14 protein-coding genes are annotated in these 14,570 nt (G+C 68.5%); 9 read left to right on the forward strand and 5 right to left on the reverse strand.

What is annotated here, in order from left to right; translation table 11 throughout:
- Positions 1-20: 20 nt before the first annotated feature.
- The 5 genes from GA0115254_RS15945 to GA0115254_RS15965 are packed head-to-tail and all read left to right on the forward strand — an operon-like array spanning position 21 to position 5,393.
- Positions 21-1,694, forward strand: coding sequence for a glycerol-3-phosphate dehydrogenase/oxidase (locus GA0115254_RS15945; RefSeq protein WP_093895947.1), 1,674 nt, complete (start codon positions 21-23; stop codon positions 1,692-1,694).
- The gene (locus GA0115254_RS15950; RefSeq protein WP_093895948.1) at positions 1,691-3,244 is read left to right on the forward strand and encodes an FAD-binding oxidoreductase; all 1,554 of its coding nucleotides are present in this window, start codon (positions 1,691-1,693) and stop codon (positions 3,242-3,244) included. The genes GA0115254_RS15945 and GA0115254_RS15950 overlap by 4 nt, the downstream gene beginning before the upstream one ends.
- A gap of 43 nt (positions 3,245-3,287) precedes the next feature.
- On the forward strand, positions 3,288-3,947 hold the full coding sequence (locus tag GA0115254_RS15955) for a glycerol-3-phosphate responsive antiterminator (protein WP_093895949.1): 660 nt from the start codon (positions 3,288-3,290) through the stop codon (positions 3,945-3,947).
- A gap of 7 nt (positions 3,948-3,954) precedes the next feature.
- Positions 3,955-4,257 (forward strand): putative quinol monooxygenase, encoded by a 303-nt coding sequence (locus tag GA0115254_RS15960; protein WP_093895950.1) that lies wholly within the window; start codon positions 3,955-3,957, stop codon positions 4,255-4,257.
- Positions 4,254-5,393: a zinc-binding dehydrogenase gene (locus GA0115254_RS15965; RefSeq protein WP_093895951.1), complete on the forward strand. Its 1,140-nt coding sequence runs from the start codon at positions 4,254-4,256 to the stop codon at positions 5,391-5,393. The genes GA0115254_RS15960 and GA0115254_RS15965 overlap by 4 nt, the downstream gene beginning before the upstream one ends.
- Positions 5,394-5,480: 87 nt before the next feature.
- On the opposite strand, the gene GA0115254_RS15970 is transcribed toward GA0115254_RS15965, so the two are convergent.
- The 3 genes from GA0115254_RS15970 to GA0115254_RS15980 all read right to left on the reverse strand — a co-directional run bounded on the left by GA0115254_RS15970 (position 5,481) and on the right by GA0115254_RS15980 (position 7,147).
- Positions 5,481-5,906 (reverse strand): nuclear transport factor 2 family protein, encoded by a 426-nt coding sequence (locus GA0115254_RS15970; protein WP_093895952.1) that lies wholly within the window; start codon positions 5,904-5,906, stop codon positions 5,481-5,483.
- A 105-nt stretch (positions 5,907-6,011) separates the two neighbouring features.
- Positions 6,012-6,590 (reverse strand): dihydrofolate reductase family protein, encoded by a 579-nt coding sequence (locus GA0115254_RS15975; RefSeq protein WP_093895953.1) that lies wholly within the window; start codon positions 6,588-6,590, stop codon positions 6,012-6,014.
- Entirely contained in the window at positions 6,587-7,147 is a 561-nt protein-coding gene (locus GA0115254_RS15980) for a class I SAM-dependent methyltransferase (RefSeq protein WP_256102598.1), read from the reverse strand. Before GA0115254_RS15980 ends, GA0115254_RS15975 begins: the two co-directional genes overlap by 4 nt.
- Positions 7,148-7,223: 76 nt before the next feature.
- Between GA0115254_RS15980 and GA0115254_RS15985 the strand changes: the two genes are divergently transcribed.
- From GA0115254_RS15985 to GA0115254_RS16000, 4 genes are read left to right on the forward strand one after another with little or no spacing between them, the layout of a single operon-like run.
- Positions 7,224-8,699 carry a site-specific integrase gene (locus GA0115254_RS15985; protein WP_256102599.1) on the forward strand — a complete coding sequence of 492 codons (1,476 nt, stop codon included), beginning with the start codon at positions 7,224-7,226 and terminating at the stop codon, positions 8,697-8,699.
- Positions 8,699-10,468 (forward strand): hypothetical protein, encoded by a 1,770-nt coding sequence (locus tag GA0115254_RS15990; RefSeq protein WP_093895955.1) that lies wholly within the window; start codon positions 8,699-8,701, stop codon positions 10,466-10,468. The genes GA0115254_RS15985 and GA0115254_RS15990 overlap by 1 nt, the downstream gene beginning before the upstream one ends.
- Positions 10,468-12,645, forward strand: a complete 2,178-nt coding sequence (locus GA0115254_RS15995) for a site-specific integrase (RefSeq protein WP_141720838.1) — start codon at positions 10,468-10,470, stop codon at positions 12,643-12,645. The genes GA0115254_RS15990 and GA0115254_RS15995 overlap by 1 nt, the downstream gene beginning before the upstream one ends.
- 1 nt (position 12,646) lies before the next feature.
- On the forward strand, positions 12,647-13,144 hold the full coding sequence (locus GA0115254_RS16000; protein WP_093895957.1) for a hypothetical protein: 498 nt from the start codon (positions 12,647-12,649) through the stop codon (positions 13,142-13,144).
- A 44-nt stretch (positions 13,145-13,188) separates the two neighbouring features.
- Here GA0115254_RS16000 and GA0115254_RS16005 read toward each other — a convergent pair whose 3' ends face one another.
- A complete protein-coding gene (locus tag GA0115254_RS16005) occupies positions 13,189-13,683 on the reverse strand; it encodes an FAD-dependent oxidoreductase (protein WP_256102600.1) in 495 nt (164 codons plus the stop codon).
- 336 nt (positions 13,684-14,019) lie between these two features.
- Positions 14,020-14,448: an ankyrin repeat domain-containing protein gene (locus GA0115254_RS16010; RefSeq protein ID WP_093896003.1), complete on the reverse strand. Its 429-nt coding sequence runs from the start codon at positions 14,446-14,448 to the stop codon at positions 14,020-14,022.
- Positions 14,449-14,570 lie beyond the last annotated feature (122 nt).

The following is a 14,570-nucleotide window of genomic DNA, read 5'->3' on the forward strand; positions in this document are numbered from 1 at the left end:
AAACACCAGGAGTTGATGTTGTGATCACCATGCCCGCCCGGAAACCGCGGCGAAGCGCCGCGGCGACCCGCCGAACGCCACTGCTGCTCGACCGGGCAGCCCTCAAGCGCCGGCTGGCCGACGACACGTACGACGTGCTCGTCATCGGCGGCGGCATCACCGGGGCGTACGCCGTGCTCGACGCGGCCTCGCGCGGGCTGCGCGTGGCGCTGATCGAGAAGGACGACTTCGCATCCGGGACGTCGTCGAAGTCCTCGAAGATGGTGCACGGCGGCCTGCGCTACATCGAGCAGGGCAACGTCAACCTGGTCCGCCACTCGCTCCTGGAGCGTCACCGCTTCCGCAAGAACGCCCCGCATCTGGTGCACCGGCTGCCGTTCCTCTTCCCGATCCTGGAGAAGGAGGGCATCTTCGACGCCCGCCTCGCCAAGGGCTTCGAGGGTCTGCTGTGGACGTACGACCTGGTCGGCGGCTGGCGGATCGGCAAGCTCCACCAGCGGCTCACCGTCCCCGAGGTCCTCGCGCAGGCGCCGACGCTGCGCGCGGAGAACCTCAAGGGCGGGCTGATGTACTTCGACGCCCGTACCGATGACGCCCGGCTCGTCCTCACCATCGTCCGCACCGCCGCCGCGCTCGGTGCGACGGTGCTCAACGGCGCCAGGGCCGAGGGCCTGCTGATGCAGATGGGCAAGGTGGCCGGCGCCCGGGTCTCGGCGGACGGCGACACCCTCGACATCCGCTCGCGGGCCGTCGTCAACGCCACCGGGGTGTGGACCGACGAGCTCGACGCGAAGGCGGACGACGGCCACAAGCCGCAGGTGCGGCCCGCCAAGGGCGCCCACATCGTGGTGCCGTGGGACAAGGTCCGGATCAACTGCACGGTCACCGTGCCGATCCCCGGCCGGGCCCGCCGCGCGACCTGCACCCGCTGGGGCAACAGCGTCGTGCTGGGCACCACCGACGAGGACTACCAGGGCTCCCCCGACGATGTGCACTGCACCCGCGAGGAGATGGACTTCCTGCTGGAGGGCGCCAACACCGCCTTCGAGGGGAAGCTCACCCCGGACGACGTGGTCGGTTCCATCGGCGGTCTGCGTCCGCTGGTCGGCGGCAAGGAGGGCGCCACACTCGACATGCGCCGCGACCACCACATCACCGTCGGCCGCACCGGCATGGTGACGGTGACCGGTGGCAAGCTCACCACCAGCCGGCACATGGGCGAACTCGTCATCGACAAGGTGATGACGGTCCTCGGCCGCAAGGGGAAGAGTCGCACCACCGACCTTCCGCTGCTCGGCGGCGCCGGTTACGACGCGGAGGCCGTCGCCGCGTCCGGTGGCATCGCCGCCCATCTCGGCGAGCGCTTCGGCACCGAGGCCCGGTTCGTCGGCGACCTGATCCAGGACGACCCCGCACTGGCCGAGCCGATCGTCGCGGGACTCCCGTACACCAAGGCCGAGGTCGTCTACGCGGCCCGTGCCGAACTGGCCCGCTCGGTCGACGACGTGCTCTCCCGCCGGATGCGCGCCCGACTGTTCGCCCGGGACGCGTCCGCCGCCGCCGCCGAGGCCGTCGGCGCGATCCTCGGCCGGGAACTGAACCTCACCCAGGCCGAGGTGGAGCGTTCGGTCTCCGAGTACCTCGCAGCCGTCCATCACGAAAAGTCCGTACTCCTCGAAGGGGCAGCAGCATGATCAGCCGTCAGACCATCACCCACCCGTTCAACCGGGGCAACTACACGATCGGCGCTCCCAGCTTCGCCAAGTGGGCGCAGAACACCCCGATCGGCGACGGCGAGGCCGCCCTCCAGGTGAACCCGGTCGAGGTCCCCGAGGCCGTGGTCGAGGCGTTGCGCGAGGCCGCGCACGCGGTGCACACCTCCCGCGACGAAGTCGTCACCCGGACCCGTGACTGGTGGGCCGGCTCGATGATCGGCGAGACCGAGGGCCGTCCGGCGACGCCGGACGCCGTGATCGTCGAGGCGGCCGACGCCGACCAGGTCGCGGCCGTGCTGCGGATCTGCCACGAGGCCGGCATCCCGGTCACCCCGTCCGCGGGACGTTCCAACGTCACGGGCGCGGCGCTCCCCGTCTTCGGCGGCGTCGTCCTGGACGTCTGCGGACTGAACCGCATCACCGGCTTCGACGCCGAGTCGAACATCGTGGACGTCCAGGCCGGCATGTTCGGCGACCTCTTCGAGAAGCAGCTCCAGGAGGAGTACGGCGTCACCACCGGCCACTGGCCGTCGGCCTTCGCCGTGTCCACGGTCGGCGGCTGGATCGCCTGCCGCGGCGCCGGTCAGCTCTCCACGCGTTACGGCAAGATCGAGGACATGGTCGTCGGCGTCGACGTCGTGCACGCGGACGGTACGCGTGCCACGTACGGTGACTACGCCCGAGCCGCGGTCGGCCCGGACCTGCGCCAGCTGTTCGTCGGCTCCGAGGGCACGCTCGGTGTGATCGTCTCGGCGCGGCTGCGCGTCCACCCGCTGCCGGAGTACGCGAACGCCGTCGCGTTCGGCTTCAAGACCTTCGCGGAGGGCCTGGACGCCTGCCGCAAGATCATGCAGCGCGGTGCGACCCCGGCCGTTCTGCGGCTGTACGACACCCTGGAGTCCGGCACCCACTTCGGCCACCCCGAGACCAACCTGCTGCTCGTCGCCGACGAGGGCGACCCGGCCATCGTCGACGCCTCGATCAAGGTGGCGACCGAGGTCTGCGGGGCGTACGGCCCCGAGCTGGACAGCAAGGCGGTCTTCGAGCGCTGGCTGGACGAACGGATGCTGGTCGGCAAGTCCGCCGACGGCTTCAAGCCCGGTCCGGGCTTCGTCGCCGACACCCTGGAGATGGCCGCGTCCTGGACCGACCTCCCAGTCATCTACGACGAGGTGGTCGCCGCGATCCAGTCGGTGCCCGGCACCCTGGCCGCCTCGGCCCACCAGTCCCACGCGTACACCGACGGCGCCTGCGTCTACTTCTCGCTGCGCGGCGACGTGGCGCCCGAGTCGCGCCGCGACTGGTACCGCTCGGTGTGGGACGCGGCCAACGCCGTACTCATCGAGCACGCGGCGGCGCTCAGCCACCACCACGGCTGCGGTCTGCTGCGCGGCCCCTACCTGGAGGAGTCCCTCGGGGCGGGCTTCGCGACGTTCGTCGCGGTGAAGAAGGCCCTGGACCCGGCCGGCATTCTCAACCCTGGCAAACTGGGCCTTCCCAGCCGATTCGGTACGTCCCCGTTGAACTGACGTCAGCAGTCACGAACCCTCCTTCTCCAGGCAGGCCCTTGCCATGACCCCTTCCCCGTCCCGGTCCGGTGCCGCACTCGACCCCCGGCTCGCCTCGGCCTTCGCCGAGGTGCCGGTCGTCGCGTCGGTCGTCGGCACCCAGCCGCTGCGGCAGTTCCTGACCGCACCGGCGAAGGTGTGCATCCTCGCGTCGCTCGCGGTGGGGCAGCTGCCCCAGGTGGTGCCGGCGCTGGGCCGGGCGGGGAAGACCGTGTTCGTGAACGTGGACAGCAGCCCCGGTCTGGCTCAGGACCGGGGCGCGCTGGAGTTCATCAAGAACATGGGCGCGCACGGCGTGGTCAGCACCCGGCTCTCCCTCATAGAGAAGGGCCGCCCGCTCGGCCTGCTGACGATGATGAAGGTGTTCGTCACCGACCGGTCCAATCTTCGCCGCTCCACGGACGCCATCTCGCGCGGGGCACCGGACCTGGTCGAGATCATGCCCGCCCCGATCGTCGCCCGGATGAGCGCGCAGGCACAGCGCGCGATGTCCCCGTCGGTCGCCGCCGGCTTCGTGGAAACCGCCGCGGACGTGGCGCTCGCGCTGGCCCTCGGGTCGGCCGCGGCCGCCACGTCCGACCCCCGCCTCTGGCACCTGCGCCGGGACCAGCTGCCACCGGTCCCGCCCGCCGCCCTGAAGAGGCCCGCCACACCCCAGGAGTGATCCCCCCATGACATATGTGGTCGTTGCCCGCTACCGCACCGAGGCCGGCGAGGAAGACACCGTCCTTCCCCTCCTCGACACGATGGCCGCCGCCTCCCGCGAGGAGCCGGGCAATCTCGCCTACCGGGTCCACCAGGGCATCGAGGACCCGCAGACGATCGTGCTGTACGAGGAGTACGCCTCCGAGGCCGACTTCACCGCGCACTGCGCAACCCCGCACTTCCAGGAGATCGTGCTCGGCAAGGTCGTCCCGCTGCTGGAGAGCCGCGACGTGCTGCGCTGCGCTCCGCGTGCACAGGTGCAGTCGTGAAAACCCGTGCCGCGGTCCTGCGCGGGATATCGACCGCCCGCCCCTACTCCGGTACCCGCCCGGTCGAGGTGGAGGAACTGGAGCTGGGCGCCCCGCGCGAGGGCGAGGTGCTGGTCCGTATCGCGGCCGCCTCGCTCTGCCACTCGGACCTCTCGGTGGTCAACGGCGACCGGGTCCGCCCGCTGCCGATGGCCCTGGGCCACGAGGCGGTGGGCGTCGTCCAGGAGACCGGACCGGGCGTCGGCCGTGTCTCCCCCGGCGACCATGTGGCCCTCGTCTTCGTGCCCAGCTGCGGTTTCTGCGGCAACTGTGCGGCAGGCCGCCCGGCCCTGTGCGCGCAGGCAGCGGCGGCGAACGGCTCGGGCGCGCTGCTGCACGGCCCGTCGCTGCTGACCGACGCCTCCGGCAACCGGGTCCACCACCAGTTGGGTGTCTCCGCGTTCTCCGAACACGCGGTGCTGGCCCAGGAGTCGGTGGTCCCGATCCCCAAGGACATCCCGTTCACCGTCGCGTCGATGTTCGGCTGCGCGGTCCTGACGGGCGCCGGTGCCGTCATCAACACGGCGGCCCTGCGCCCCGGCCAGTCGACGGTGGTCTACGGCCTGGGCGGCGTGGGCCTCTCCGCGGTCCTGGGCGCCCGCGCGGCAGGGGCGTATCCGATCATCGCGGTCGACCCGGTCCAGGAGAAGCGCGACCTGGCCGTCCGGCTGGGTGCGACCCATGCGTACGCCCCCGGCGACGCGATCGAGACCATCCTTGAACTCACCTCGGGTGGAGCCGAGTTGGCAGTGGAGGCGGTGGGCAGTCCCAAGGTCATGGCCGCGTGCCTGACGGTCGTGGCCCGGGGCGGCAGGGTCGTCTCGGTGGGCCTTCCCGCCCCCGACCGGGTGCTGGAGGTCCCGGCTCTGGCGTTCGCGGGCGAGGGCAAGTCCCTGCTGGGCTCGTACATGGGCGACGCGGTCCCGCGCCGCGACATTCCCAGGTTCCTGGACCTGTGGCGGGCGGGCCTGATGCCGGTGGAACAGATGCACACGGGCACGCTTCCGCTGGCCGACATCAACGCGGCGATGGAGGAGCTGGCTTCGGGCCGGGCGATCCGCCAGGTCATCGACACGTCGGGAATGCTGAACGCCTGACGCGTCGCCCGGAATCCGTTGACGGCGCCCCTGGGCCGCAGGGGCGCCGTCAGTATCCGCCTGCGGCATCCGGGGACATGCGACATGTCATTCGGGCCGCTTGTTCGCGTCATTCGCACCGGTGGGCGCATGCCGTACGGCGACCTTGCGACGGTTGATGCGCCACCCCCTCTCACCACGCACGACCACGTCCTCGTACGTCACACTTCCGCTCGTACCGTCCGCCTTGATTCCGATCCCCTTGGACCGGGCGCGCACCTGATCGTCGCCGACCTCGGTGAGGACGACGTTGGTGACGTGATGACTGACGAGGCCGCGTCGCCCCATCGCCCTGGCCGCGTCCCGGAAGGCCTCCAGCCCGTGCATCGATCCGTGGCCCAGGTCAGAGGCGTCGTAGACGAGGTCGGCGGTGAACAGCTCGTCCAGTCGGTCGAGTTCACCGTCATCGACCAGGTGCCATTGCAGGGCGATCAGTTCATTGATGGCCAGGCGGTCCTCGGCTCCGAGTGTCATGCGCCGGTCCTTTCGTGAGATCTCGCGACGGTTCGGCAGTTATACGGGGAGATCTCCCGTACGGCCCGGCAATGCAGCGGTCCTGCCACCGTGGGCTCGGGGAGTTCATCCCGGTGGAGCAGCCGCCGGGCGTTCGTAGCGCAGGAGCACGACCCCGTTGCCGAAGGTGCGGGTCTCGGCCAGTTGCAGATGTGTCCGGGCATCCGAGGCCGGGAACAGGGGCTTGCCTCGTCCGATCAGGACCGGATGGACGTAGATGCGGTACTCGTCGATCAGGTCGAGCCGCATGAAGGACGCGGCGAGATCGGCACCGCCGAGCGACAGATCTCCGCCGGGCCGGGCCTTGAGAGCCGTGATCTCGTCGACGTCGACCTCCCGCATGATGGTGGTGTTCCAGTCGGCCCGCTCCAGGGTCCGGGAGAACACGATCTTGGGCATGTCCCGCCAGATGGCGGCAAACTCCGCCATGGGTCCGGCACTTGAGGGATCGGAATCGGCGGTCGGCCAGAAATCAGCCATGAGTTGATAGGTCACACGGCCGTCCAGGAAGCCGCCCATGGTCCTGAGCTGCTCGTTGAAGTGAGTGTGCAGTTCGTCGTCGACCAGGTGCCAGTCGATCTCACGGTCCGGTCCCTCGACGAAGCCGTCGAGGGACACCGACATCATCAGGATGATCTTTCTCATCGCAGTCCTCTCTCGCAGGAGCCGTCGCGCCAGACAAGTGTGTAGCGCCAGAACAGTCGACGCCTGAGCCGCACGCCCGGCAACACCTGACGTGCCTCGCGGACGATGTCGGAGAAGGACATCTCCGCCGCCCGGGTTCTCGCGGTCATCGAGTCGGGGCGGGGCGCCCTGCGCCCCTTGTTCTTGATCCAGCCCATGGCGGCATTCAGTGGAATCGAGGTGCAGCTCAGCAGGTGATCACCGAGGGTCGTCTCCCTGGAGAGGCCGACCACCACCAGTGTTCCGCCTGGTGCCAGATGCTCACGGAAATGGGTGAGAGCATCGGTGAACGTCAGATGGTGGACGGTGGCGACGCAGGTGATGATGTCGTACGGGCCGGGCGGTATCCCAGCGGGCGCGTCCGCGACGGTGAAGGTCACCGGAGCGGCCTGGGCGGTCAGTTCACGGGCCCGGGACACGATATCGGGGTCGGAGTCGATTCCGTGCACCGCCTTGGCCCGTGTCGCCAGGAGCCGGGCCAGTTCTCCGATCTTGTTTCGACATAGGTGCAGTGTCACTTTGATGACCGAGCCTCCCACTGGCCAGCAGATGTGAGGGAGCCCAAGGGGTGTCTCTCTGGCTAGCATCCCCGACATGGAACAGACGTTCTACTCATCAGAGGACTGGGAAGGTTGGGGCTTGGAGTTCAAGCCGGTCATTCCTGAGGGGATGGTGCTCGTCTTCGACGACGACCTTCGGTTTGAAGACGAGCACGGCTTGCGTACCTCAGCGATCGTGAACCGGTGGGCCTGTGAGCTTCCGACCAACGGCTGCCCTGCGGCGAACTCCTGGACATCGTATGTCGGCGCCGTACGCCAGTGGTCGGAGTTCGGAGAAGAACACGGGGTCGGCCTCTTCGACAGTCGAGAACGGCTCAAGGCGCTGCTGAGCGCCTACGCGGTGTACCGCTCGCAAGGCCCCATCAGCGGCAGGCAGAGGTTCCGGGTCACCACCTGGAACCAGCACATGACCATGCTCAGCATCTTCTACGCCTGGGCGATCGAGAACGGCTACACCACGTCCCTGCCCTTCACCTACCGGCAGGCCACGGCTGTCTTCTCCGGGCAGTGGCGGGAGGTCCGCCGGAACTCCGCCCGGCGCCGCCAGCCGAAGCCCCACGTGACCATCAAGTACTTGGAGGACGATTTCGCCGACCTGTTCCACAAGGGCCTGGCCCGGCTACAGCCCGACGGATCGATGGAGCGCGGCTACCGCGGCCGGGAAATGGCCCGCAATGCGGCGGTTGGCCGGTTCGTCTTCTCCTCCGGGCCCCGCAAGCAGGAGTTCTCCTACCTTCTGGCCTGCGAGGTCCCAAAGTTGCCCAGCCGCCGCAGCGAAGTGCCAGTTCTCGTCCCACTGCCGGAGGGCATTACCAAGGGCAGCAAGTTCCGAAACGCATGGATCAACTACGACGCGCTGGCCGAGCTGCACAACTACCTGGAGTTCGAGCGGGCCGCAGCAGTTCAGGGATCAACCTGGATGCCGCCGCAGCGCTGGGGCGAACCGCTCATCGTGACCGAGGCGACAGCCCTGGGTGGCCGGGTCAACGGCGCCTGGACGACCTGGGAAACGCTGGGCCCGCCCGAACGCCGTCGGCTCGTCGCGCCCGGCGGCGGATCGATGCTGCTCTCCGTGTGCGGCCCGGGGCGCCCGTTCACCGACTGGAACACCGTGTTCGAACGCGCATCGGACCGGATCCGTGAACGCTACGAACCGCGATTCCCCCATGTCACACCCCACCGCGGGCGCCACACCTTCGCCATGCAGACCATGGCCAAGCTGGTACGCGGCTACTACGAGCGGGCCGCCCGCCTGGTCAAGGACGGCGATGACGACGCCGGACTGGCGTTGTACCTCAAGACCACCGAGCCGCTGCTGGTCCTGCGCGACCTTCTTGGCCACTCCAGTGTCCTGACCACGGAAGTTTATCTCAATCGCCTGGATACGACCCGAATCTTCGCCGAACTGCACCGGCGGATCGGCGAGGCCAGCGGGCTCTTGCCAGCGTCGGCCGTCCGCGAGGCCGAAGCGGAGTTCCAGGACGAAGACGACGACAGCGAGGACATCTGATGCCTGCCACCGTACTCGAGGACCCACTAGGCATCGCCGCCGTCTTCAGCGACGGGACGAGCGTGTCGATGATGATGAACGTCACGGCGGGCGGCAAGATCTACGCCACGCGGAACCCTGCCCTCGCTCGGGACATGCTGATGGGGCTTGCCGATCTCGTGCACCCGCACGGCGACATCGACGCGAAGCGCACACTCAACGACTACACCGCGGCGATCCGCGCGCTGACCAACGATCTGGCGGACCAGGGCTTTTCCGGCGGCGCCGCCGAGTTGACGCGTGCTCACCTGGCCCAACACTGGCTGCGAGGTGACCACCGTGCCGCGCTGGAGTCGCTCAGCCGACGGATGCTCGCCCGCGCCGACGATCTCCACGGACTGCTGAAAGCGGATGTTCGGGAAATGGTGGACGGCCGCCATTTCCAGATCCAGCGCCAGTCCGAGAACACGCTCGCTCCGTACACCGAGGGCGAGTGGGCGCGGCTCGCCAAGGTATGCGAGACGGTCGTCAAGGATTCGTATTCCGCCTTCCGCAGAGCAAGGAGGGCGGCTGAAGACGGACAGGATCCGCTCAAGGGCGGATGGAGCGAGGCCAACGTGTACTGGGCCTATGCTCAGTTCGGACCGGTGGAGGCGACGCCGTACGCCGACTGGTCGCCGGGCCACTTCTCCGGCCTGCCGGAGAAGCAGTTCCGGTACCGCAAGGTCGCCGTCTCGGCGCTGCTGTTCCCCGACGCCTCCACCGTGCTGGCCTACCGACTGTTGTTGGGCATCTACACCGGCATCGTGCCCGACGGCTTGGACGACCTCGGACTGGGTGATGTGGACTGGGCCGGCGAGTCGACCGTCCTGCTCTCCTACATCAAGGGCCGCACGGCCGAGGAGAGCCGGACTCTGACGAAGCGGGCCAGCCTGCTGCTGGAGCAGTGGCTGGACCACTCCTCTCTGACCCGGAAGTTCGCTCCGGCGGGCATGCGTGACGCCTTGTGGGTGCGCTACGTACCCCGTGGCGTGCACCACTGGGTAACCACGGCGACCAGCAACGAGACGAGCCTGAAATGGATCCTTTCTCAAGGGCTCCTGGCCGACGGCGGCGGACCGCTGCGACTGCATCTGCACCGGATCCGGACGACCTATGACTCGATGCGGGACCGCCGCTCATGGGCGGGCAGCCGACGCGCGACGCTGGATCCCAACCGCAGCCCGCAGGTCGAAGCCGACCACTACCTCGGCGCCGGCACACCCGAACAGCAGGCCCTGGTCGAGGAGATCATTGTCGAGGCGCAGAACGACATGCTGCGCAAGGCCGAGCCGCCGATGGTGCTTGCCACCGAGGACACTGCAACCCTGGTGCGGGACTACCCCGAGCAGGTCGCCGCTCTCGGACTGGATGACACGGCGCTCGCCGAGCTCGTCCACGGGGAACGGGATGTCTTCAGCGCCGCCTGCGGCGACCACCTGTCGGGACTGCACGGGCCCAAGGGCAAGCCGTGTCCGGCCCGTCCTTGGGTCTGCCTGCTCTGCCCGCTGGCACTGTTCACTCCGCGGCACCTGCCGAACCTGATGCGCCTGCGCGCGTTCTTCGCCCGCCAGTGGGACCAGAGGACTGCCGAGGAGTTCATGCGGAATTTCGGCCCGTACGACCAGCGGGTAGCCGAGATTCTCGCCCCCGACGTCCACTTCCCCTCCGCAACGCTGCTGGAGGCCGCAGCTCAAGTAGCTGATATCGACGACGAGTTGCCCCTGCGGCCGGAAGAGACGACGCGATGATGAGCAGCATCACAACCACTGTCCTGGCCCAGGGGCGCCATCACGCCAGTCCGCTGGCGGACGTCGACATCTGCCAGGCCGTGGGCCTGGCGGTTCGTCCGGGCGGGATCCGGCCGCTGGTCGGCCAGTTGATCTGGGACTTCGCCGATCTGGAGGACTTGCCCGCCCACCTGCAGCCAGCCCAGGCCCGACTGGATTTCACCAGTATCCAAAGCCCGAAGTGGCGGACCCTTGCCCAGGAGTACATGTTCGCGCGCATGGCCCCCGGGCACGAGGCGGTGCGGCACCTGCCCAGCGCGTTCCGCATCCCGCTCCACTTCGATACATGCAGGAACCGCCTTGCCGAGCTCATGCGGTGGTTCCACTGGCTCACCGAGCGCGGCGTCACTTCCCTGGAGGACGTGACACAGCAGCACTGCCAGGGTTTCTACGAGTCCCGTCGGCATACCCGGGGCAGGCACCGAGGGCCGTTGCGCCCGTCCGGGCAGAGCACACGCATGGCCGCGGCCCAGGTCGTGCAGGAACCTGCCTTCTACAGCAACCTGTTCACCACGGACCGCTTCGCCGAAGGGTTCGTCCCGTGGGCCGGCCGAAGCCCCTACGAGGTCGCGGGCTGCAAGCGGGCCGGAGAGAACATCGCCCAGCCGCTGCGTGACGAAGCACTGCGGCCCTGGCTGGCCGCCGCCCTGTACATCGTGCAGACGCTTGGTCCCCACATGCTCGAACTGATCCGCACCGTGCGGCAGTACGACGACGGGGCGCCCTGGAAGGGCGAAGGCACCCAACTGGAGCGCCTGGAAGCGGCCATACGCACCCACCTCGACCAGGGCGTCCCCCTGGAGCCGGTCGGCGCCAAGGAGTACGCCGCGCGGACCGACGAGGGCTGGTCCGCCGAGGACCCCCTGCTCGCGGTGAACGTGCTCTCCATCGCACGGGAGGCGGGGATAACGTCCTTCGCCTACCAGTACCTGCCCCCGCTGCGTCCCCTGCTGGAACAGACCCTGGCAGCGGTGGGACTGCGGCCGAGATGGGCGTGGAACGCCGCCCAGGTGGACCGCGCCGACGGCACCGGAACAGTCCCGTGGACTGAGGGCTTCGCCACGGCCGAAGAAGCGGGCCACATGGTGGAGCGGGTCCGCACCGCCTGCCAGGTCGTCGTCGCCCTGCTCACCGGCATACGCAACAGCGAGCTGGCGGCGATGCCGCTCGACGCGTGCGTCCCCCCGCAGGACCTCGGTGCCAGACGCATGCGCTACCGCCTGCGGACCAAGCTGATCAAGGGCCAGGAGAAACTGGGCGGGGTGTGGGAGGAATGGGTCACCGTGGCCCCCGCCTACGACGCGGTCGCCCTCGCCGCCAAACTGGCGGACCCCCGCCGGCCCACCAACCATGTCTTCGGCCGCACCACGATGGCCAACCGCTGCGCCAAACTGCGCCGGTGGGTCAACGGCCCCGAGGGACAGCGCCTGGGCCTGGAGCAGATCCCAGAGGACAAGATCAATATGCGCATCACCCGCCGCACCCTGGCCGTGGCACTCGCGCACCGCCCCGGCGGCCTGCTGGCCGCCAAGATCCACCTCAAGCACGTCTCAATAGTCACGACCGAGGGCTACGCCGCCAGCCCTGGCGGCTCCCAGGCCAAGTTCATGGCGGAAGTCAGCGCAGAGGAGCAGACCCGCAACAAGAACCTTACCCTGGCGGCGTTTCGCGACTACCAGAACGGGATCCGTCCTGCCGGGCCTGGCGCCCGCGATCTGATTGACCACTTCAAATCCGTCGATGAGGAGATCCTCGCGATGCAAGCATCGTCACCCGGTACCCGTCCCGGAGACGAGGAGGTGATCCAACTCCTGGCCCGCCGGGCGAAGACCCTGCCCCTGGGAATCGCGAACTACTGCTGGTTCGCCGACCCCTCCAGAGCGCTGTGCCTGCTCCTGGCCGGCACACCGAAAGCGGACAAGCCGCTGGTCGGCATGTGCGACTCGGCCCGCTGCCCACAGGCCACCCACCACAACCGACACCGGCCGGTATGGGCCTCCAGCGCGGAGAACAAGAAGGTGTTCATCGGCAAAATCGGACGTGTACAGAAGGACGAAAAGGCCCGCCTGCAGAAGGAACTCGACCGCGACCTACGGGTGTTGGCCGAGATCGACGCCGCGACCGGAACGGCAGCGTGACATGGGACGCATCAGCGAGGACACCCGAACCCGCAACGAGGAAGCGATCCGGGCGGCGATGGATCGTCTGCTGCGCGGCGACCTGCCGGCCAGTGGTAAGTGCGATCTGCGGACGCTGGCGAGCGAGGCCGGCGTACCGCGCACCGCCTTCTACAGCAAGAAGAACCGCGATGGCACCGCCCGGCCAGGTCCCTACCAACATCTGGCCCAAGAGTTCGAAAGGCGCCTAGCCGCCCTGCGGGACGCCGGGACGGTCCTCGATCCCCGGGCCGCGCAGGTCGAGCGGCTCAAGGAGGCCAACGCCACCCTCAAGGCCCGGCTGGATCAACGCGACGCCGAACTCGAGTCCCTCAAGGACTTCAAACAACGCGCCCTGTCCCAAATTGCCGCTCAGCATCTGGAAATCGAGCGCCTGCGGGAACAGGCCGCGGCCATCGGCAACGTCCGCAGGGTACCGGCCGCCCCACGGGGCACGGCGCCGTACGGGTCGTGCAGCTGAAGCTGTGGACGTGTGGCAGGCTGTCTACCGTCGGCCAGGCCAGGTCAGGAAGGGTGCGTTGACCACGGTCGTGGTGGTGTTGATCTATTTTTCTGGCCTGTTCCATGGCTTCGAGCTGGGCGGCCAGCGCGGGCCTGCCCCGGGCGGCCGGTGACGGTGGTGCAAGCGGTGTCGGTGAGTACGGTGATGCCTTCGGCGGCGAAGCCTTCGGTGACGGCGGCGGAAATCTCGGGGTTCTCGGCGGGCAGCAGCCGCCCGGCGCGCTGGATGAGGGTTACCCGGGAGCCAAAGCGGGCGAGCATCTGATCGAACTCGGAGCCTATGTAGCCGCCGCCCACCACGATGAGGTGCCCGAGCAGCTCGGTGAGGTCCAGTTGGGTGCGCGAAGTGTCGTGCGGGGTGGTGTCGAGGCCGTCTATGACCGGGAGGGCGGTGCGCATCCCTGTCACCAGGAAAATCTTGTCGGCCTCCAGTACCGTGCCGCCCACGGTGAGCCGCCGCGGCGCGGTTAAGCGGTTTTCGGTATGGAAGAAGTCCAAGTCCTGGACCCGGTCGACCGCCTTGTCCCGAGCCGGAGACGATGCCCTCGATGATGGCGTTCTTGTGGGCGACGACGGCGGCCAGGTCCAGGTGGGGACGCTGGCGGTCACGCCGAACTCGGTGGCACGGCGACCAGGTGGGTCACTGCGGCGGAGGCGATCATCGTCTTGGGGGTGATGCAGCCGCGGTTGAGCCGGTGCCGCCGAGTTTCTCCGTCTCCTTGTGATGGGCTGGGTCCATGACCTGCGGTGCGCGGACCTCCGATTGAAAACTACTGTCTGCGCGGCCTGCTGTGTGACCGGTTGAACTGCGGTCTTACCGCCTGACAGCGGTCGTCAGGAAGGGCTGTCAGCCTGTCCGCCTGCTGCGAGGAGGAGTGCGACTGTTTCGGCGTGGTGGCCGTCCTTAGCCCACTCAAGGGGAGAGCGGCCCTTGCCGCCGTCCTCTCGGAGATCAGGGGTGGCACCGTGAGCGAGAAGCTGACGTACCACGTCGGTGTGGCCCCAAGCGGCGGCCGCACACAGGGGGGTGCCTTCCGTTTCGTCACCGCTTTCAACGTCAGGGGAGGCTCCCGCGTCCAGCAGGTACTTGACGATCTCTGTGGCTCCTCTGACCGCAGCCGCGTACAGCGGTGTGGTGCCATCGGAATTTTCGACATTGGGGTCGGCGCCTGCTCGAACCAGCGCTTGCACAACGCCGACCCCCTCGAACTCTGCTGCCTCGACCAGCCTTCTCGACAGTTTCTTCTGCCTCCGTCTGTTCACGGCGGCAAGCATAGTTGGTGTCTGATGCCAGTAGACCGGTTGTTCGCGTGGTAGTTGGCCATGGAGGCGGTGCCAGTAAAGGGAAGGGAAGCCACCACATGAGCAGTCATCCCTCCCCTTTA

It is taken from the genome of Streptomyces sp. Ncost-T10-10d, assembly GCF_900091955.1.
Lineage (GTDB): Bacteria > Actinomycetota > Actinomycetes > Streptomycetales > Streptomycetaceae > Streptomyces.